The sequence below is a fragment of the Collinsella aerofaciens genome (genome assembly GCF_001404695.1).
In the GTDB taxonomy this organism is placed as follows: Bacteria; Actinomycetota; Coriobacteriia; order Coriobacteriales; family Coriobacteriaceae; genus Collinsella; species Collinsella aerofaciens_E.
Map to the genome: position 1 here is coordinate 13,270 of NZ_CZAQ01000011.1, position 19,199 is coordinate 32,468.

Below are 19,199 nucleotides of genomic sequence, written 5' to 3' on the forward strand. Positions count from 1 at the left end.
CAGCTCCAAACCCCAACGCAATGGCAATCAAGGTCAAAATCACGTAGACAGGCCAATGGCGCTTAATATACGAAAACACGTTGACTCCTTAGAGCTCCGTCTACGAACGGCGGATAACCTCGGTCACGACCTCGGATACCGTGGCAATGTTCGTCGGGCTGACATTGTGGGGCAGGTCGTCCTCGGTACGAGCGCAAGCCAGACGCGTGCCGTCCACGCCGGCGATGGTGAGGGCTCGGCGGCTCGCCTCGAGCGCGGCGTAGGCATCGGTCTTGGCATAGGGCATCTCGAGCGCGCCACAATCGACATGGAACGACTTGCACACCTTGCTGACCAGGTTCATGATGCGGCGATCGCCCTTGAGCAGCTGCTGTTCGCCCTCAACCGTCACCACCGAAAGCCTACCGGCGCCGACGGATTCAAGATTGATGAAGAAGACGCCGCGGAGCTTATCGCGATGCGAAGCCAAGAAGGCCTTCATACCGGCGCCATCACAATCCGAGGCGCCCGTTGCCACAAACCAGATATCGTGACCGAGCAGCTCATCGTCGCCCATAGAGGCGACAGCCGAGAGCATATCTTCGGAAGAAGCGCCGTCGGAAGACGTAGCGCCGCCCTTCCAGCCATCGTTATCGTCCTCGAAATTATCCCACGAACCGATGCCGCGACCGGACTTCTTGGCATCGTAATCGTCTTCGACGCCCAGCCAATCACTCATGCTGTCCTGTTCGTTTTTCTTTTTACGACCGAACAGGCCGCCCAGGCCGCGCTTGCGAGACTTGGGTGCCGCCGGGGCGGGAGCCGAAATGGTCTCGATCGGCTGAGCGCCCGACGCAACGGGCCTAGGAGGCGCAACGGGTGCCGATGTTGGTTCGGGACCCTGAGCGGTAGCAAAGGGGTCGTTGACCTGTGCGGAGGGGTCGGGAAGGTCGAACAGCGACGTGCGAGACGCAACGTTTGCCTGCTTCATCGACGGCAGCGACGGATCGGGGACCGAAGCCAGCGGAGACGAGGAAGGCGCAGGCGACGGAGCCGACGCCGGATCGGGAACATTCATCTGCGGACGCGGTGATGCCTGGGAGGAAATCTGGGCCATAAGGGAATCGACCGTTTCGTCCTGGGTGGGAGCAACATCGGCAACCGTGGCACCGGAACCACTCGGGGCCGGCATGGTGAAAATCTGCGTGGAGTAAGGCCTCGACTCATCTGTCTCGGAAGCTTCGGAAACCGCAGGCACTTCCTCCTGCTCGACCTCGGTCGAATCATCTTGCTCGGCTGCCGCGTATTGCTCTTCGTCAGAGTTGGCCTCGACGGGCTCGTCCTCGGCGACATCTTGGATTTCGACAGCATCAATGGGCTCGTCATCGTCTGCCGCGTCGCCCTGCTCATCGGAAACAGGAAGGGGCTCGGCAATCGCGGTGCCTTGCTTTTCAAACGTTATCGTGGAATCGAACTGCGCGGCATCAAACGACATGGTGCTATCGACGTGCTGCTGAGCCTCGAAAGACGTCGTCGCCTCAACAACATCCGTGGACGCCGGTTGCTGGGACTCAAAGGACGTTGTAGCTTCGGCAGCGTCGACGGGCACGGACTGCATAGCCTCGTTCTGCTCGAACTCTTGCGCCGCGCGCTCGCGAACCGCCTCGGCTGCCTGCTGCTGAGCGATAGCCTCCTGCTCGGCAGCCTCGCGTGCGACAGCGCGCTTCTCCTCGAAATCGTCGACAAATTTCTTGCCCTTTGCAAGCGCACCCTTAAAGAAGTTGGAAGCGCTGGCGCCAATCGAAGAGAACGCGGATGCAATATCGGCATGGGGCGTTGCCGCGGGAATCTCGGCCGAAAAATCAGTATCGCTCTCGTAAGACACGCGCCTCGGCTGTTCAACGTAATCGTCGTCAGGCTCGTCCGCAACGTCTTGCGCCGGCGCGGCGGGGGCCAAAATGTCCAGTCCTGCCGCGGGATCGATCGCGGACACCGCCTCGGGCTCGGCAACGGCAGCGGTAACCGCGGCAGACTCATCATCCACGGTGACGGCGGGCGCAGGTGCAGTCACGACGGGGGCAGGCTCGGGCTCAAACGTCGGCTCCTCGCCCTCCTCGTAATCGAGCGTGCAGGACTCGGGAAGCATCCCGAGCGCACGGATGGCATCCGAACCAAAGCGGATGTTGCCGGCGGCATTGCGATAGAGCTTGGGCTCGGGCTCGGCCGCGACAGGCTCCTCCGCCGGCTCGGCAGCGGAAACCTCGTCATTGAACTCTTCGGCCTGGACAGCCCGATTCTGATCCTCGGGCACAATGGCGCCAATCAGCGTCTCGTCGGCAGACGCACCCTCAAAGCCCTCGATCTGCTCGTCGAAATCCTCACCCTGTTCGGGCTCGGCCTGAGCGTCGGGAGCAATCGGCTGACCGAACTCATCCTCGGCGTAGGTAGGCTCTTCATACTCGATGGTGTTGCCGTAGTCGTTTTGCTGTTGGGCCGCGGCATACTCCGCTGCTGCGCGCGCCATCTCCTCGGCACGACGCTTCTGCTCCCCAAAATAGGTATCGAACGGAACATCGTCGGGAAACTCGTTTTCGCCCTGGAAGGGAGCAACGTTGTCCATAACGCCGAGCATAGCGGCGACAGAAGACTTGTTGCACACCGCGCCGGACGTATAGGGAAGAATGTAGCGGTTAGAAATGATGTTTGCCGCGTTGGCGAGCGCAACGAGGGAAGCGAGGATCGCGACAATCCACAGCAGAACCTTGAGCGCGCCGGGGAGCGGCAGGATACGCAGGATGGCAACGGCAGCAGGGGCAACCGTGGCAACGGGCAACAGCTTGGCGATGAGTGCACGATACGAAGCATAGGGCTCGCGGGCGAGCAGCTCAGCACGGGGAGAGTCGTAGTGTGCGACAACGACCACCGGGCGGTTGCGCGGAGACGCGAGCGGGCCCGAGGCCTTGTGGTAGGCGATGACATTTTGGCTCACGCCCGTCTTGCCCAGGCGCGAAACCACGGGGTGGCCCGTGCGCTCGAGCACGTAAAGAACGGCGCCGATAATGGCCAGCAAGGTGCCGACCAAGCCGATACCGCCGCCGATGCCCATCAGCAGGGCGCCGGCAAACGCAAGAATACCGGTAACGGCAAATGCCAACCTACTGGGCGCCGGGGCATTGAACTCCTGAACCTCGGGATCAAAGCCGTGGTTGCGGAAGATCTGAGCGATATCCTCGGCAGCCAAGCGCTCTTCTTCGCTGCATGCCGGCGTAATGCCGGTGTTCTGCAGCAGGTGGTTAATATAGTTCTGGGTGTTCGCCATGTGCGCTCCACATCCATAATCCGACAAATAGGCCCAATGCATGCACATTAGAACCGTATATAGTCGAAAGTATACCCCGAGCGAGCGCAAACGACCGAATTCGGGCCATCTTAACGCCCCGAGCGGACAAGGATATAGCCTAATCTCCATATCGGACTAAAATCATGGCAGCAAACCACCTTCTCATGCGAGGACTCTATGACGGCAAGCGACGCGACCGCAACAATTAAAAAGGGGAATTCGGAGCCCGGTTTCGATAAAACGGCTCAGCGCATCCTCAATCTTTTCTTTGTGCTCAACAGCTCCCCCGAACCGCTGACGACCGAGCAGATCGTCTTGGATTCTGACCTGGGATATGGCTCGGGCAATATCGACTCGGATAAGCGCAAGTTTCGGCGCGATCGTGACAAACTGCTCGAACGCGGCATCTTAATCAAGGAGGTTCGCCCCGCCGGCGCGCAGGAGACCGAGGAAAGCTCATGGACAATCGACCGCGAGCACACGTTTGCTGCAGGCGGCCTCATCACCGCAGACGACGCCGATATCCTGCTCAACGCCATCGACCAGACGCTAGCGGCCGGCTCATCCACTTTTGCCGCGCCGCTTGCCGATATTCGTTCCAAGATTGCCTACCTCACCGGCATGTCGGCGGTAGACGAAGCACCGATCCGCCGCTCTCCCACCGTCGATGCGGTATGGAGCGCCTTTGCCGAGCGATGCGCGCTGCGATTTTTATATCAGAACGGACGCGGTGAGCAGAAAGAGCGTACCGTCTGCGTCCACGGCATGTTCGAGCGCGAGGGCGTTGCGTACTTCTGCGGCCTCGACAATGCCACCGGCGACATCAGGACATTCCGCTGCGACCGTATCGTTCGCGCTTGGCGTCCTTCGAAGGCCTACGTTATCCCTGCGGACTTCAACCTCAGCGACTACCTGTTCTTTGAATTCGATTTTGCCGACCGCCCGCCCGTTGCGGCTACGTTCTCGTTCGCCCCGCAGACGCAGATCGATATGATCAACGGCCTCACGCGCGGGCGAGGTGAGCTCGCACACACCGATTCGGGATGGACTTGGACCGTTGACGTGCGCGATCTTGAAGCCGCCGCCTCATTTTGCATGGCCCACGCCATGGACGGCATGAGGCCCATGGCCCCCAAATCGCTCAAGCAGGCGTGGAACCACCTCATTGAAAGGACGGTGCACGAGCATGCCCGTGCGTAAACTCACCAGCGAGCAGAGGCTCTCGCGCGCCATCGACATCATGGAGGCCCTCTACGCCGCCGGCGAGAGCGGCATGACACGAACTGAGATTTGCAGTCGCTTTGACATCACGGGAGTGTCGCTCGACGAGATTCTCGAGATCGTCTCGACGCTCGCGGACCGAGAATCGGGTGCGCGCATCATCTGCGAATGCCACGGCGAACGTGTGGTCCTCACCGGTGACGCCGGACGTGTGCTACCGCTGCGCTTGAGTACCGCCGAGGGCGCTGTGCTCAACCACGAACTTGAATCGTTGGGAATCGAGCCGCAGACGGCAGCTCGGATTCGACACGCTCTTCTACCCGAAGAGCTCGGCTATAACCAGCGCGTCTTTGACACCGTCAACCACGGGTCGCACTGGCAGCAGCTGAGCTGCGCCATTCAGGACGGCGTTCGCTGCCTCATCTCGTATCGCTCGATGGACGATGCACGGCCACGCGAGCGTCTGGTCGACCCCTTGCGCATTACGGCAAACGGCGACCAAACATACCTGATTGCCTGGGACATCGCAGTCGATGAACAGCGCACCTATCGCATGGATAAAATCGAGGGACTCACCTTGACGGAAGATTCCGTCGTGCCTCACGCACCGGACGTTGCATCCCTCCACGATTCCCTTGCCCGGACGCAGCGTAGCGCAAAGCTCTTGATGCCATTCGACATGGCGGAGCATCTGGACTGGGCCGGCATCACCCTCATCGAGCGCAGCGGGGCAGACATGGCAACGGTAACCGTGCATTACGGCTCCGAGCGTTGGCTACTGAGCCAGATAATCGCAGCGGGCGGAGCCATCCGCATCTTGGATGACCCCACCCTGTCAAAGCATCTGTGCGATATGGCAAAAACCCTCGTCTGTCCGCTTTAGCGCCGCCGCTCGTGGCGTGCGCGCCACAGTTGCAGATAGTGACCAATCTGCGCCGATTCGATGCGCTGGTAGGAGCTCGTGGGCAGCGACGTTAAGAACTTCTTTCCGTAGCCCTTCGTCACCAGGCGCGGGTCGGCCAGAATCAGCACGCCGCAATCGGTCGACGAGCGGATAAGGCGGCCGGCCGCCTGCTTGACCTCGAGTACCGCCTCGGGCAGCGAATAGCGCGCCCAAGCGCGGTCTTCGCGCAGGTTGCGCTCGCACGAGAGCGGGTCCGTGGGGCTCGAGAACGGCAGCTTGGGAATGATGACGCAGCGCAGCGTCTCGCCGCTGGCGTCAAACCCCTCCCAGAAGGCCTTAAGCGCAAAAAGCGACGAGGTCGGCTCGTTGATAAACCGATCGCGCAGGCGACGAGGAGATGAGTTGCGCTGCTGGCAGTTGAGCTCCAGACCCGCACGGGCCATCTTGGGCTCAACGCGGGCGTACAGGTCTTCCATGTCGCGCCGATTGGTGAACAACGTGAGCACCGATCCGCCCATGGCAAGATGGGCGTCGACCAACACGCGCTCGAGCGCCGCAAGATAGCTCTCACGATCGCGTGGATCGGGGATATCGCCCGCAACGACTACAGCCATGTTCGAATCGAAATCATAGCTCGAATCCAAGTGCAGCGATGATGATGTTGAAGCACCGATGCGATCGAGGCCGACAGCATGGTTGAAGTGCTCAAAGCTTTTGGACACCGTCATGGTCGCCGAGGCAAAGATAGCCGTGTGAACCTCGGGCAGCCACTCGGTTGCCAAGGCCTCGCCAATGTCGATGCGCTCTGCGGTCATCGACTCTCCGCCGGCACGCAGCCTGCGATTGACCTGCAACGAATACACGTAGTGTTCATCGGTGCCATCAATGATGAGTTTGAGGTTCTCGGCCAGCTCGTGCAGGCGGCGCGAGATATCACCCAGGTCGACAACAACCTCGGGCTTGTCGGCGGCGACGGCTTGCACCAGCGCGTCGACGCTCTTGTCAGCTTGTTCCAATGCGTCGATGGCAGCGTAGGCCGACGGTAAGAAATCATGCCAGTCGTCAGATTCGCGCAGCTCGGGGCCAATCCATAGATTGGCATTGTCATAACCCCCACGCGCACGGCGGCCGAGCTCGCGAACGCCATCGAACACGTCGGCGATTGCCATGCTCGCGCGCGCAACCGTCGACGTCGCCTTGGCAGTAAGGCCCAGATAGAGCGTAGAGCCCTCGGATGTTGCCAAATCACGGGAAACCTGGCTTAGCGCGCCGGCGCTCGAGCCACCCAGGCGCTCAAACAGAACGCGTGATTCGTCCGCCGACACCACGCGCGCCCACTGACGGCGCGCCTCGCGCTCGATGGAATGTGCCTCGTCGATTACCCAATGACGAATCGGAGGCAAAATCCTGCCCTCTGCCGCGACGTTGCGGAACAGCAGGGAATGGTTGGTGACCACCACATCGGCATGCGCCGCACGACGGCGAGCGCCATGGACCAAACATTTATCAGGGAAAAACGGGCAGAGGCGACGAGCACACTCGCGCGAGGCCGTCGTAAAGTCGGGGCGGTTGACGCTGCGCCACCGAATGCCGAGCGAGTCGAGGTCGCCATCGGCTGATTGGCAGACGTACGCCATAATGACCGCGACCGCCGTGAGCGTGTCCGCCGGATCGCGCTTGGTGGTAATCTCGACTTGGCCGCGGCTCATGCGCTCAAGCTTGCGCAGGCACGGATAGTGGTCATACCCCTTGAGAGCGCAAAATGACAGACCACCGTCCAGTTGCTCGGCAAGTTTTGGCAGCTCATGGTACATGAGCTGGTCGGCAAGATTGTTCGATTTGGTCGCAATACCAACCGTGATGTTATTACGGCGTGCTGCCTCGGCAAAAGGCACCAGATAGGCCATCGATTTGCCGACGCCTGTGCCTGCCTCAATTACTCGATGAGTGCCCGTGACCAGCGCATCGCGGACCTCGAGCGCCATCGCGATCTGCTCATCACGCGGCTCGTAGGTGGGATACATGCGATTGACCAGACCACCTGGCGCATAGTCTGCCTCAATCTCCTCACGACTCGGCATCTTGAGTACCGGCAGTTCATCGGCGTCCACCCGATCGTCGGCGCGATCGGCCTTGAGAACGTCAGCACGAGCGGCGCTGAGAGAGAAGATAGAACCAGGGTTCTGCCCTGCCAAGAACGAGAAGATAGGACGATAGGACCAAGGCACGTCCGGATGCATGTCGGCTAGGCGCGCCATGAGGCCCTGGGGCAAGTCGGTGAGCGCCACGAGCAACACGCGCCATACGCCACACAGGGCGTCGACGTCGGCATTGGCACGGTGTGATACCGAGTCGCAGCCAAACAGATCGGCCATAAAAGACAGCTTGTGCGAGGCCAGGCGCGGAAGCGCGATGCGCGACAGCGCCAGCGAATCGATCCAAATATCGCTCACGTTGACGCCGCCTTTGACCGACTCGATAAACGAGCGGTCGAACGTGGCGTTGTGTGCGATCACCGGGCAGCCACCGACAAAATCGGCGAGAGCGGCGACGGCCTCAACGGCCGACGGGGCATCTGCCACATCGGCATTTGTAATGCTCGTGAGCTCGGTGATCTCGGCGGGAATCAGCTGCTTGGGATGCACGAAGGTATCGAAGCGGTCGACGATCTCGCGGCCCGAAAGACGGGCCGCCGAGATCTCGATCAGTTCATTGTCCTGCACCGAAAGACCCGTGGTCTCGGTATCGAGAACGATCACATCTTCCTCGATAAGACCGAAGGACTGCGTTTTGGCGCGTTCGGCAAGCGTGGCATAGGAGTCGATGACAAACTGCGGCGTTCCTGACGAAACCGCGTCCTCGATTAGCATGCAATGCCCGCTCGACGAAGGCCCATACGGATCAGGCTGTCACAGACCTGCGGGAACGTCATGTCGTCGGTGTGACGGATCTCATCCGGATACAGCGACGTATCGGTCATGCCGGGAATGGTATTGGTCTCGAGGATAACGGGGCCGTCCTCACTCACAATAAAGTCGCTGCGCGAGATACCCAGGCAACCGAGGGCCTTGTGAGCGGCACAGGCAAGTTCCTGAGCGCGAGCGTAATTCTCGGGTGAAATCTGCGCCGGAATGCGATGGATGTCCGTAGGGTCGATATACTTCACGTCCAGATCGTAGAACTCGCAGTCCTCGGGCTTACGAATCTCGACAATCGGCAGGGCGCGCACTTCATCTTCGCCGTATACGCCGACGGTGATCTCGGTACCCTCGATGCACTTCTCGACCAGCACTTTGTCGCCGTACTCAAACGCCTTGGCGATTGCCGCGGGCAGCTCGGAGGGCTCATGGACCAGGGAAATGCCATAGCTGGAACCGTTGACGGCCGGTTTCACAAAGCAGCGCTCGCCACAAACCTCGACGATATGATCGATATCGACTTCATCGCCCACCTCGAGCGCAAGGCCGGGGGCAATGGGAATGCCCGCCTTGGCGTATAGGAGCTTAGAGACCTCCTTGTCGGCACCGCAGGCGCTGGCAAGTACGCCCGAGGCCGTGTAGGGGATACCCAGGGTCTCCATGGCACCCTGCATGGCGCCATCCTCACCGCCGGCGCCGTGCATGGCGATAAATGCCACATCGAATCCGCCGGTCGCCATGGTTACCATAAAGTCATCGGCGGCCGTGTCAAGCAGCTCCACCGAGGTGTAGCCGGCTTCCTTCAGTGCCACCACAACGTTCTTTCCCGAATCGAGCGAGATCTCGCGCTCGGCGGAATGACCGCCCGCCAAGACTGCTACGTGCATGTTCTCTAGGCTTTTACCCGGCATGGGCAGACTCCTCCTCTATAATTTCTGCAGCTGATACCATATTGTAGCGATACCCTCTACGTTTCCCCAAAATCGAAAGGCTTCCATGAATCCCAGGACTAAATCTCAGGACATTCGCGACTTGAGCCAAAACGATATTCGCGAGCTCGTGGCCGAACTTGGCCAGCCCGCCTTCCGCGCGAAGCAGCTTATCGAATGGGTCTTTGAGAAGAACGTTTGTTCGTTTGACGATATGACCAACCTTCCCAAGGCTTTCCGTGAGCAGCTTAAAGAGGCTTTTGCCTTTGATACGCCGACTGAACTCACCAAGCAGGTTTCCAAAGATGGCTCGCGCAAGTATCTGCTCGAATACCACGATGGCATTTCCGTCGAGACTGTCGGCATGCCCCGTCGTAACAAGCTTTCCGTCTGCGTTTCCACCCAGGCAGGCTGCGGCATGGGCTGCGCCTTTTGCGCTACCGGTCTCAACGGCCTCAAGCGCTCTCTGACCGCTCAAGAGATCGTCGACCAGGTGCTTCATGTATCCAACGACTTTGGCGAGCGTGCCACAAGCGTTGTCTTCATGGGCCAGGGCGAGCCGTTTGCCAACTACGACGAGGTTCTCAAGGCGCTGCGAATCCTCAACGACCCCGATGGCATCGGTATCGGCGCTCGTCACCTCACCGTCTCTACCAGCGGCGTTATTCCCGGTATTCGCAAATTTGCCGATATCCCCGAGCAGTTCACTCTTGCCGTTTCCCTGCATTCCGCCATCCAGTCGACGCGCAATAAGCTCATGCCCGGTGTTAAGAAGTACACGCTGCTTCGCCTTCACGAAGCGCTTCAGCTCTACACCGAGAAGACTGGCCGCCGCCCGACCTATGAGTATGCCATGATCGAAGGCGTCAACGATACGAATCCCGAGATGCAGGCGCTCTGCGACTTCTGCGAGGGAACGCTGTGCCACGTTAACCTGATTCAACTTAACGACATCGAGGGCAGCCCACTCAAGCCGTCGCCGATTCATAAGGTTGAGGATCTTCAGCGTCGTCTTGAGTCCCGTGGCATCGAGACCACGATTCGTAACTCCCGTGGTAACGATATTGACGCCGCTTGCGGACAGCTGAAACAGCGCTTCAAAGTTCAGAAGAACGCATAGGGGAGTCGCACTCCAAAACGTTTCATGTGAAACATCGAATGGCCCCGGTTGCAGGATATGCAACCGGGGCCATTTCATTTATTGACCTCAATTTTGGACCGTTGCTAGCTTTCCCATTTTTTACGGACAAAATAAGCGGCCCTTGTCTCATGAATCAGGCAAGGGCCGCTCAAAATATGCAGGGTAATTGTTAGGTACCTAATAGCCTACATTTTCCCATTGGTTGCTAACCCAACCTTGATTAATCTTAGGATTTTTCGTTACCTGAGCAGTGCGCATGGCAACATCTTCTGTCATAACATCCATTTTCTTCTTGGATGTATCAACGATATCATGCGCACTACGAAGCAAACGACCTCGAAGTTCATCGTCTGTCGCGATCTTAAAGCCAGCAAAGGCACCAGCCGCGACAGTCGTCGCCAACGCAATCGCAGTAATAATCTTATTCCTCATCGTGGCCTCCTTGATCAAACTGAATCATTTCACCAAGAATACGAGAGAGCTCTTCCTCGTCTTTAAACTCAATCTCAATCTTATTCTTTCCACGCGAGCTCTTCACGCGCACGTTGGTATTAAATACCTGACGAAGTACACGCGCAGCCTTTTTAAAAGACTGAGGCGTTGCAGGCCTCGGCGTCTTAGGCGTCTCTCCGGCAGAAAACAATGGAGCAAGATTTTCTGTCGCTCTTACGGAAAGGCCCTCCGCAACAACCTTCTCTGCAAGTCGAATTCGAGCATCCTCATAGGGAACTGCAAGAATCGCACGTGCGTGACCAGCAGTAAGTTTACCCTCAAAAATCATCTGCTGAACTACTTCGGGGAGATCGAGAAGGCGCAGCGAGTTTGTAATTGCAGAGCGTGACTTGCTTACGGCCTTCGACAACGCCTCCTGGGTCATACCGCTAGCATCGATGAGCTGGCGATAGCCCTTAGCCTCTTCGACGGGATTCAGATCAGAACGCTGAAGATTTTCGATAAGAGCAAGAGCCAGCATCTCTTCATCATTAACATCTTTAATGATGACAGGCAGTTCCTCAAGACCAGCAAGCTTTGACGCCTGGTAACGACGCTCACCAGCGATGATCTCATAGCCGTTTCCATGCTTGCGAACCAAGAGCGGCTGCAAAACGCCATGTTCTTGGATTGACTCGCTCAACTCGCGAAGTTCAGTTTCATTAAAGTGAATTCGCGGTTGATTAGGGTTGGGAACGATATCCTCAATAGGTAGTTTTGTTTCAGATGCGGCATTTGAAGCAGATGCAGCAGAACCACCGGTCTCATACTCAGCCTCTGAGACCAAAGCATTGAGTCCGCGTCCCAATCCACCACGTTTCTTTGCACTAGGCACGCTTGATCACCTCTTTTGCAAGGTTCATATACGCTTTTGCACCCTTATTTTGAGGTGCATAGGTAATTACCGGTTCTCCAAAAGACGGAGCTTCAGAGATTTTAACCGTACGGGGAATCAGCGTCTTAAACGCCTTATCACCGAAGTACGATTGAACTTCCTCAACAACCTGATTCGACAAAGAAGTACGTGAGTCATACATGGTCATAAGCACGCCATAGGTGTCTAAGCCCTTGTTCAGACGTGATTTGACCATCTTCATTGACTCAAGCAGCTTCGTAACGCCCTCGAGTGCGTAATACTCACACTGAATTGGAATCAAAACGCTATCTGCTGCGGTCAAGGCATTGATAGTAAGCAGGCCGAGCGAAGGAGGACAGTCAATGAAAATAAAATCGAACTCGTCCTGAATCGGCTCAAGCAAATCTTTGAGGCGGGTTTCGCGAGCAATTGCACTTACGAGCTCAATTTCGGCACCTGCAAGCTGAATCGTAGCTGGAATTACGAATACCTTTTTGCAATTTGTATCAAGAACAAGCGATTCTGCCGGCACATCATTCAACAATGCATCATAGATGCAGTGATCAAGGTCTTCTTTTTCAATTCCAAATCCACTTGTACTGTTTCCCTGCGGATCAAAATCGACAATCAGTGTCTTACGACCCTGCTCACCCAGTGCTGCTGCAAGGTTTACAGCCGTCGTTGACTTACCGACGCCGCCTTTTTGATTAATGATTGCAATGATACGCGTGTCTTTTGCGTTCTTAGAACGCTTAACGTCGCGAAATCCCACGGTCCCTCCTGATGTGTATTAAAGCTGTCAAACGGAGGATGTTTCACGTGAAACATTCCGATTCGATATCAACCGCCATGTTTCACGTGAAACACTGCAAGTTGTTAGTATCCATTATGTTTCACGTGAAACATCTAGGCAAGCGGATTCTTCTTTGCCATGCCATTTGCACGAGGCAATGAAACGGATGCTGGATGACTCTTCTTAAAAACAATAAACTCCCTGTGTCCCAAGCCCTCAGGCAAATCGATTGCGTCATTCAGAAGCAAAGTGAAGCCACAAATCTTAGCTGCTGACATGCCGGAAGCAAGCTCCTCATCCGAAGGATTGCCCTTGGTGATAACAAATAGCCCTCCATCCTTGAGGAACGGAGCTGCATACTCAACAAGAATCGGTAGAGGAGCCAGTGCGCGGGCAGTTACGACAGAGAACTGCTTCTTATGGCTTCGAGCATATTCTTCAAGACGATCATGGACCGCATGAGCATGTTTCAATCCAAGAGCATGAACAAAAGAATTGACAGCATCAACCTTCTTGCCAACAGAGTCAATATAAGTAGCTTTACGATGCGTGGTTATGGTTAAAGGAATACCTGGGAAGCCCGCACCTGTTCCCATATCGAGCAAAGCTCCCTCAGGAGCCTTATTGATATAAGGGAGCAACACAAGTGAGTCGAGGATATGAAGCACTGCAGCATCTTCTACGTTAAGAATACTTGTGAGATTGGTTGTCTTATTTGATTCCAGAACCAAATCCAAATGCTGAATACATTTCCTCAGCTCAACATCAGTTACGCTCAAGGAATACTCTTTGCAATAAGAAGTTAGACGACTCAACATCTTGTCAGCCTGCTGATCAGTAAGTACTATCAACGGAAACTCCTTTCTGACAAAAATCAGTGTATCGAGAACTTTTGACAAAAAAAGGGGACGTGGAAACCACGTCCCCTTAGCATAAGCTCGAACAGATTATCGAGCAACAATCACCACATGGCGATCAGGGTCAGAACCCTCAGAATGAGTATCGACGGCATCATTGCCACGAAGTGCAATGTGAACCAGTCGGCGCTCGTAGGCATTCATGGGCGGAAGCGAAACACTCTTATGAGTGCGGATGGCACGCTCGGCAGCAGACTGAGCCATGGAGGCAACCTTGTCCTGACGGCGGCTCTTGTATCCCTCGACGTCCACTACAACAGGATACCTAAAGCCAAGCTTGCGGCTCACCAGCAATGAGAACATAACCTGAAGGGCATCAAGGGTGCGACCATGACGGCCAATGAGAACAGCAAGGTCGGGAGCCGTTACATCCAAAATCAGCTCACCCTCGTCGCCCTCATACTCATCGATAGGAGAGTTGGCAGCATCGAAGTGCGAAAGGATGGAACGCAGGATGGAAATCGCGACATCGGCAATGGTGTCGAGCTCCTCGTCGGTCAGCTCTTCACCGGCCTTGTAGCGCTGTGCAATCTCGGGATAATCGCCCGCGACCTGCGGGGCAACCTCCTCAAGCATATCCTCGATGATCTCTTCAGACATAACGTACTCCAAAAGTTAGGTACCTAAATAAGATTGATATCCCGCTACTTCTTCTTGTGCGGGCGCGGCTTCTTCTCGCGACGAGTGACCTCAACCTGCAGCGGCGCGTTCTTAAGGCGCTCCTCCTCATCGGCCTTCGCCTTGTCGATGACCTTCTGCGTCACAAAAATCTGCTGGATAACCTGCCAAGCAGACGAGACGTCGTAGTACAGCAGAACACCAACGGGAAGGCTCCAGCCCATCCAAAGCATCATGACCGTCATGACAACGGCCATCATACGCATGCTCTGAGCCTGCTGGCCGGTCTGGTTGCGCGACATATAGAGCTGCGGAATCAGGGTCAGGACAGCGAACAGGATCAGGCAGACCAGCGCAGGCAGCGCGACCATAAAGCCATCGGCAAAGGAGGCACTCGGCGTGGTGGTCAGGTCGGGCAGAATATTAAAGAACGAGAACGTGCCGTCGTTAAAGTAGTCCGGCAGGTTACGCAGCAGCGTAAATAGGGCGAACAGGACAGGCATCTGAATCAACAGCGGCAGACAACCAGCCATCGGGTTGAACTTGTTCTCGCTGTAGAACTTCTGCATTTCCTCGGCCTGACGCTGGGGGTCGTCGGCATAGCGCTCCTGGATCTCGAGCATCTTGGGCTGCAGCACCTGCATGCGTGCCGTCGACTTAGTCGACTTGAGCATAAGCGGCGTCAGCAGCAGACGGATGATGACCACCAGGATGATGATGGACAGGCCCCAGTCGACCGCAAAGGTCTGGATGAGCTTGAGCAGCTCGAAAAGGATGTTAACGATCCAATCCCACATGTAAGTTTTCCTCCGATAGCGAGTGCCCGCTAGGGCACAGGGTCATAACCGCCGACGTGCAGGGGATTGCAGCGAGCGATGCGCCTCACGGCAAGCCAGCAGCCTCTCAAAACACCGTACTCCTCAATCGCCTGGACGGCGTATTGCGAGCACGTTGGATAATAAATGCAGGCGTCAGGCAATAAGGGCGAAATAACCTGTTGATATATGCGAATAGGAGCGATGGCAACACGTCGCAAAACGTGATTGCTCATCGCTCCTCCCCGGCAACGCCGGCGCGTTTCATAAGCGAACGCAATGCATTGTCCATCTCCTGAGGCGAAGAAACCCTCGTCTTGGGAGTTGCGAACAAGATGATGTCATAACCCGCAACGGGAAATCCACAGCTGCGGGCGGCCTCGCGCATCACACGCTTAGAACGGTTGCGCACGACAGCACAACCGAGCCGTTTAGCACCAACGAAGGCGACCCTTCCGGAGTCGCCTTCGCCAACCGATTCACATATGGTCATTCGAATCAGAGGGTGATTGAAACGACGCCCCTGACTGAACACATGCTCGAAATCTTGCCGAGACTTAATAGTCTTCATGCGAGATGTGTGTATCGCTGCTAGACAGTGAGACGCTTGCGGCCCTTGGCGCGACGACGGGCGAGCACGGCACGACCACCCTTAGTGGCCATACGGGCACGGAAGCCATGGGTCTTGGCACGCTTACGCTTATTAGGCTGATACGTACGCTTCATCTTAAGTTCCTCCTGCTGCATTTCGAGTGTCCGCGGGGGCGCGGACGCAGATATAGACACGTGAGCTTGAAGATTGTAGGGAAATCAATGTTCAAATGTCAAGAAATCAAAGGTAAAAGGTTACGCAGTTCACACGGTTCCCCCATAAGCCGAGCTCGATTTAGCGGTGCATGGCAACTTTTCACGATATTTCATCGAGTTTTCAACAGGTCATGTTGGCAATGTTGAGAACTTTTCGTCCGTTTTCCAAAGTTTTCAACAGGTTTTGAAAAGTTGTCGAAAGATGAGAAACATTGCACGGTGAGCTACTATTTGTTCGAAACCTTTTGAAAGATTGCGAGCGGCATGTCTGACGACTTTTACACCATGGTCGATTCCGGAGACCCGGCACCCGACAACGAGCACATCACCGGCGTGCGCGAAGAGCGTGAGGAAGGCGAGCAGACGACCACGCAGGCGCCAAAAGCCATGTACGCCGCGCGCATCGCCGTCTATGACGATATGCTGTCGACACCGCGTGTGATCGTCATTGATCCGCAAGATGTCCGCACGTATTTGGAAGAGACGACCAACACCGTCTACCAGTGCATGAAAGAACAAGGTGGCCATATCTCGCTCATGGTCATCCGCGAGATTGTCGAAAACTTTATCCACGCGCACTTTGCCGAGCCCATCATCTCGATTCTGGACGGCGGAGACACCATCCGCTTTGCTGATCAAGGACCCGGCATCGACGACAAGGAGCGTGCTTTCGACTTTGGCGTTACCAGCGCAAACAGCAAGATGAAGCGCTATATCCGTGGAACCGGAGCCGGGTTTCCCATGGTGCAGGAGTATTTGGAAAACGCCGGCGGGGCCGTGTCCATCGAGGACAACATGGGCAACGGCACCGTGGTTACGGTAAGCCTGGACCCTAAACGCGTGCAGGAAATCGAACGCGCCGGCGGGCGCGGTGCTGCCGTGCGGCCCGAGACGGAGCAGCCCGCATATCCCCTGCCGGGAGCTTTTGCGCAGCAGCCCATGGCAACGCAACAGATGCAGCCCCGCGTGGGACAGATGCAGCAGCCCGGAATGCTTCCTACACAAGAGTCCCAGGCGGCGTCGATGTCGATGCCGCCAAACGTGCCAGAGGCCATGCCGCTGGCGGATCAGGATGCAGCAGCAATGCAGCAGGCGACGGGGGCACCGGGTGGCCAGCAAATGGGATATCAGCCGTACCAACAGGGATATCCATATCAGCAGATGCCGCCACTGGGGTATGGCCAGCAGTTCCCACAGCAGTACCAGCAGGGATATCAGCAGCCGTACCAGCAGATGCCGCAGCAGCAGTACAACCCCTGGGCTCAGCAGATGACTCCGCAGCCTTATCAACAGTGGCCTCAAAGTTTTCAACAGCGAATGCCGCCGATGCAGAGTTCTCAACAATCAGCAGCTCAAATGATGTATCCTAATGCAGCAAATCAGTATGCGCAGCCACAGCCGGACGTGTTCGTAAGCGATCGCGGCAACGCCGCGCTGAGCTATCTGGCGCAAAATCAAGCGTGCGGTGCAACCGATCTGGCGAGGGCGTTTGGAAACTCGGCCCCCACTTGGTCACGCACGCTCAATGACTTGGCGCAGGCCGGCTTGGTCATCAAGCATGGCCAGAAATACCATCTGACCGAACTCGGCGCCGCTCGCGTGCGAGCTCAGAGCTAAGGAACGGGAGAGACAGTGGACGAGGAAGCAAGCATCATCCTGGGGGATGCCATCGCCTTTTGCCAGCGCGACGGCCAAGATGCACGCCTCATCAACATGCTGGGGCAATCGCGCGCCATAAGCCTGACCGAAGATACGCTCACGATCGAGGCCCCCTCGCGCTTTGCCATCGCGCAGCTCAAAAAGCATCAGCCGACTATTGAGGCCTATCTGGAAGAAATCGCCTTTGCACAGATTGCGCTCGACATCGTGGCACCGCAAGGCGCAACGGCCGAATCTGCTGCCGCGACGGCGCCCGCCACGGCTCCCGCTGCTTCCCCGGCGGTGCCGGCCTCCGCAGGCGACGTGCCGACAATCGAGCACCAGCACGGCGATGTTTCCCGTGAAACCATGGCACCGTTGCCGACCGCGGCGGCGACGTCAACGAACGCACCCGTCACGCACATGCCTATCGCTCACGACGCAGCGGCGGGCGCGGATTCGGGCATTGCAATCAAGAACACGCTCTCGGCCGATGATTTTCGTCGCATGATGAACCAGATGAAGGGCGGAGCGCCGACTAAGTCCACGCAAGCTGCGACCCCCGCTTCACCCATGCCGGCACCGACCGTACCGGCCGAGCAGAATGCGGATGGAGCCCCGCTCGCCGCGAACTCAAAATTTACCTTTGAGAACTTTGTCTACGGCCCCGAGAACAGCCATGCCTATCGCTCGGCACTCAAGTTTGCCGCCCTCGCGGACGAGCGCGGCACGTGCACATCACTGTTCATCTACGGCAAATCGGGCCTGGGCAAGACGCACCTGCTGCTTGCCATCAAAAACGAGCTCGCCGAGAAGTCGCCCGAGATCAAGGTCAAGTATGCCAACTCCCAGGCATATCTGGACGACCTGATGACCGAGTTCGACCGCCAAAAGAAGAGCAACGCCCCTATCATGCAGGCATACCACGGCGTGGACGTGCTCATCATCGATGACATCCAAAACATCATCGGCAAGCGCGCGAGCGTGGACTACTTTTTCCAGCTCATGGACGAGTTCATCCGCAACAACAAGAAGGTCGTCATCGCGGCAGACCGCGCCCCCAAGGACCTGAGCATGGACGAGCGTCTGACCAGCCGCTTCAACGCCGGCATGCTCTGCCTGGTCGCAGAGCCCAGCTACGAGATGAAATACAAGATCTTGCAGCGCTATTACGAGAACACCATCGTCGCCGCTCCCGAGGCAGGCGACGACTCGCTGCTGGCGGCCTATGGGGGCGACGGCGGGCACCTGACCGACGAGCACTTTAAACACATGGCCGAGGTCTCGGGCACCAACATCCGCGAACTCGAGAGCTTCTGCGAGCGCTGCGCCGGCGAGGCGGGCGACCGCGAGCGCGAGGGCGGGGAGCTCACCTTTGACGATATCGACGCCATCGCCAGCCAGTACTTCGACACATCGGCCAAAAAGATCAACGTCCAGACGGTTCAGTCCGTCATCGAAGAGCAGTACGGCGTGACGCACGAGGAGCTCATCGGCCCGCGTCGCAACGCCAATATCGCCAAAGCACGCCATATTGCCATCTATCTGGCCATCGAGATGTGCGAGATGACGACCACGGCGGTGGGCGCCGAATTTGGCAACCGCAACCACTCGACCGTCAGCACGAGCTACAAAAAGGTCCAGAAGATGATCCAGGAAGACCGCACCGTCACCGAAGACCTCAAGTCGCTGCGCGATAAAATTACACTGCGCTCGTAGGGAAATAGAGACACCTGTTGAAAACTTGTCGAAACCACGGGCATAAGGTGTCTAAAACCCAACACGCGGTGATGAAAAGTTTTGCGCAGGTTTTGAACGTGGAAAACCACCC

General features: G+C 57.1%; 17 protein-coding genes. 5 read left to right on the forward strand and 12 right to left on the reverse strand.

The features are described from left to right. Positions 1-100: 100 nt before the first annotated feature. Entirely contained in the window at positions 101-3,298 is a 3,198-nt protein-coding gene (locus tag AQ996_RS04140) for a hypothetical protein (RefSeq protein WP_055251310.1), read from the reverse strand. Between the two features lie 198 nt (positions 3,299-3,496). Between AQ996_RS04140 and AQ996_RS04145 the strand changes: the two genes are divergently transcribed. Together AQ996_RS04145 and AQ996_RS04150 are read left to right on the forward strand one after the other, a co-directional pair. Next, positions 3,497-4,519, forward strand: coding sequence for a helix-turn-helix transcriptional regulator (locus tag AQ996_RS04145; protein ID WP_055251312.1), 1,023 nt, complete (start codon positions 3,497-3,499; stop codon positions 4,517-4,519). After that, positions 4,506-5,423: a helix-turn-helix transcriptional regulator gene (locus AQ996_RS04150; RefSeq protein ID WP_055251313.1), complete on the forward strand. Its 918-nt coding sequence runs from the start codon at positions 4,506-4,508 to the stop codon at positions 5,421-5,423. The genes AQ996_RS04145 and AQ996_RS04150 overlap by 14 nt, the downstream gene beginning before the upstream one ends. Here AQ996_RS04150 and AQ996_RS04155 read toward each other — a convergent pair. Together AQ996_RS04155 and AQ996_RS04160 are read right to left on the reverse strand one after the other, a co-directional pair. Further along, positions 5,420-8,314 carry a helicase C-terminal domain-containing protein gene (locus AQ996_RS04155; RefSeq protein WP_055251315.1) on the reverse strand — a complete coding sequence of 965 codons (2,895 nt, stop codon included), beginning with the start codon at positions 8,312-8,314 and terminating at the stop codon, positions 5,420-5,422. The two genes, AQ996_RS04150 and AQ996_RS04155, sit on opposite strands and share 4 nt — an antisense overlap. Beyond that, the gene (locus AQ996_RS04160) at positions 8,308-9,273 is read right to left on the reverse strand and encodes a D-alanine--D-alanine ligase family protein (RefSeq protein WP_055251317.1); all 966 of its coding nucleotides are present in this window, start codon (positions 9,271-9,273) and stop codon (positions 8,308-8,310) included. The genes AQ996_RS04155 and AQ996_RS04160 overlap by 7 nt, the downstream gene beginning before the upstream one ends. A gap of 85 nt (positions 9,274-9,358) precedes the next feature. Between AQ996_RS04160 and rlmN the strand changes: the two genes are divergently transcribed. Further along, complete coding sequence (gene rlmN, locus AQ996_RS04165) at positions 9,359-10,411, forward strand: dual-specificity RNA methyltransferase RlmN (RefSeq protein WP_055251319.1); 1,053 nt, start codon at positions 9,359-9,361, stop codon at positions 10,409-10,411. Between the two features lie 198 nt (positions 10,412-10,609). Here the strand turns inward: rlmN and AQ996_RS04170 are convergent, their stop codons facing one another. The 9 genes from AQ996_RS04170 to rpmH all read right to left on the reverse strand — a co-directional run bounded on the left by AQ996_RS04170 (position 10,610) and on the right by rpmH (position 15,649). Next, positions 10,610-10,864, reverse strand: a complete 255-nt coding sequence (locus tag AQ996_RS04170; protein WP_055251321.1) for a hypothetical protein — start codon at positions 10,862-10,864, stop codon at positions 10,610-10,612. Beyond that, positions 10,854-11,759 (reverse strand): ParB/RepB/Spo0J family partition protein, encoded by a 906-nt coding sequence (locus tag AQ996_RS04175; RefSeq protein ID WP_172674610.1) that lies wholly within the window; start codon positions 11,757-11,759, stop codon positions 10,854-10,856. The genes AQ996_RS04170 and AQ996_RS04175 overlap by 11 nt, the downstream gene beginning before the upstream one ends. Beyond that, a complete protein-coding gene (locus AQ996_RS04180) occupies positions 11,752-12,552 on the reverse strand; it encodes a ParA family protein (RefSeq protein WP_055251322.1) in 801 nt (266 codons plus the stop codon). The genes AQ996_RS04175 and AQ996_RS04180 overlap by 8 nt, the downstream gene beginning before the upstream one ends. 134 nt (positions 12,553-12,686) lie before the next feature. Next, positions 12,687-13,352: a 16S rRNA (guanine(527)-N(7))-methyltransferase RsmG gene (gene rsmG, locus AQ996_RS04185; RefSeq protein WP_253274601.1), complete on the reverse strand. Its 666-nt coding sequence runs from the start codon at positions 13,350-13,352 to the stop codon at positions 12,687-12,689. A 168-nt stretch (positions 13,353-13,520) separates the two neighbouring features. After that, on the reverse strand, positions 13,521-14,090 hold the full coding sequence (locus AQ996_RS04190) for a Jag family protein (RefSeq protein ID WP_022093802.1): 570 nt from the start codon (positions 14,088-14,090) through the stop codon (positions 13,521-13,523). 44 nt (positions 14,091-14,134) lie between these two features. Continuing rightward, positions 14,135-14,905: a YidC/Oxa1 family membrane protein insertase gene (locus AQ996_RS04195; RefSeq protein WP_055251326.1), complete on the reverse strand. Its 771-nt coding sequence runs from the start codon at positions 14,903-14,905 to the stop codon at positions 14,135-14,137. A 29-nt stretch (positions 14,906-14,934) separates the two neighbouring features. After that, the gene (gene yidD, locus AQ996_RS09640; RefSeq protein WP_082435525.1) at positions 14,935-15,159 is read right to left on the reverse strand and encodes a membrane protein insertion efficiency factor YidD; all 225 of its coding nucleotides are present in this window, start codon (positions 15,157-15,159) and stop codon (positions 14,935-14,937) included. Continuing rightward, complete coding sequence (gene rnpA / locus AQ996_RS09645) at positions 15,156-15,494, reverse strand: ribonuclease P protein component (RefSeq protein ID WP_082435526.1); 339 nt, start codon at positions 15,492-15,494, stop codon at positions 15,156-15,158. Before rnpA ends, yidD begins: the two co-directional genes overlap by 4 nt. Before the next feature lie 20 nt (positions 15,495-15,514). Continuing rightward, positions 15,515-15,649, reverse strand: a complete 135-nt coding sequence (gene rpmH / locus AQ996_RS04200) for a 50S ribosomal protein L34 (RefSeq protein ID WP_019127408.1) — start codon at positions 15,647-15,649, stop codon at positions 15,515-15,517. A 345-nt stretch (positions 15,650-15,994) separates the two neighbouring features. Between rpmH and AQ996_RS04205 the strand changes: the two genes are divergently transcribed. Next, positions 15,995-17,347 carry an ATP-binding protein gene (locus AQ996_RS04205; protein WP_055251328.1) on the forward strand — a complete coding sequence of 451 codons (1,353 nt, stop codon included), beginning with the start codon at positions 15,995-15,997 and terminating at the stop codon, positions 17,345-17,347. Positions 17,348-17,362: 15 nt separating this feature from the next. Beyond that, positions 17,363-19,087, forward strand: coding sequence for a DnaA ATPase domain-containing protein (locus AQ996_RS04210; protein ID WP_055251330.1), 1,725 nt, complete (start codon positions 17,363-17,365; stop codon positions 19,085-19,087). The last annotated feature ends 112 nt before the right edge of the window (positions 19,088-19,199 follow it).

What these genes read in the sequence shown, in the direction of transcription:
- AQ996_RS04140 (WP_055251310.1), bottom strand. Translation starts at nt 3,298, where the DNA reads ATGGCGAACACCCAGAACTATATTAACCACCTGCTGCAGAACACCGGC.
- AQ996_RS04145 (WP_055251312.1), top strand. Translation starts at nt 3,497, where the DNA reads ATGACGGCAAGCGACGCGACCGCAACAATTAAAAAGGGGAATTCGGAG.
- AQ996_RS04150 (WP_055251313.1), top strand. Translation starts at nt 4,506, where the DNA reads ATGCCCGTGCGTAAACTCACCAGCGAGCAGAGGCTCTCGCGCGCCATC.
- AQ996_RS04155 (WP_055251315.1), bottom strand. Translation starts at nt 8,314, where the DNA reads ATGCTAATCGAGGACGCGGTTTCGTCAGGAACGCCGCAGTTTGTCATC.
- AQ996_RS04160 (WP_055251317.1), bottom strand. Translation starts at nt 9,273, where the DNA reads ATGCCGGGTAAAAGCCTAGAGAACATGCACGTAGCAGTCTTGGCGGGC.
- rlmN (WP_055251319.1), top strand. Translation starts at nt 9,359, where the DNA reads ATGAATCCCAGGACTAAATCTCAGGACATTCGCGACTTGAGCCAAAAC.
- AQ996_RS04170 (WP_055251321.1), bottom strand. Translation starts at nt 10,864, where the DNA reads ATGAGGAATAAGATTATTACTGCGATTGCGTTGGCGACGACTGTCGCG.
- AQ996_RS04190 (WP_022093802.1), bottom strand. Translation starts at nt 14,090, where the DNA reads ATGTCTGAAGAGATCATCGAGGATATGCTTGAGGAGGTTGCCCCGCAG.
- AQ996_RS04195 (WP_055251326.1), bottom strand. Translation starts at nt 14,905, where the DNA reads ATGTGGGATTGGATCGTTAACATCCTTTTCGAGCTGCTCAAGCTCATC.
- yidD (WP_082435525.1), bottom strand. Translation starts at nt 15,159, where the DNA reads ATGAGCAATCACGTTTTGCGACGTGTTGCCATCGCTCCTATTCGCATA.
- rnpA (WP_082435526.1), bottom strand. Translation starts at nt 15,494, where the DNA reads ATGAAGACTATTAAGTCTCGGCAAGATTTCGAGCATGTGTTCAGTCAG.
- rpmH (WP_019127408.1), bottom strand. Translation starts at nt 15,649, where the DNA reads ATGAAGCGTACGTATCAGCCTAATAAGCGTAAGCGTGCCAAGACCCAT.
- AQ996_RS04205 (WP_055251328.1), top strand. Translation starts at nt 15,995, where the DNA reads ATGTCTGACGACTTTTACACCATGGTCGATTCCGGAGACCCGGCACCC.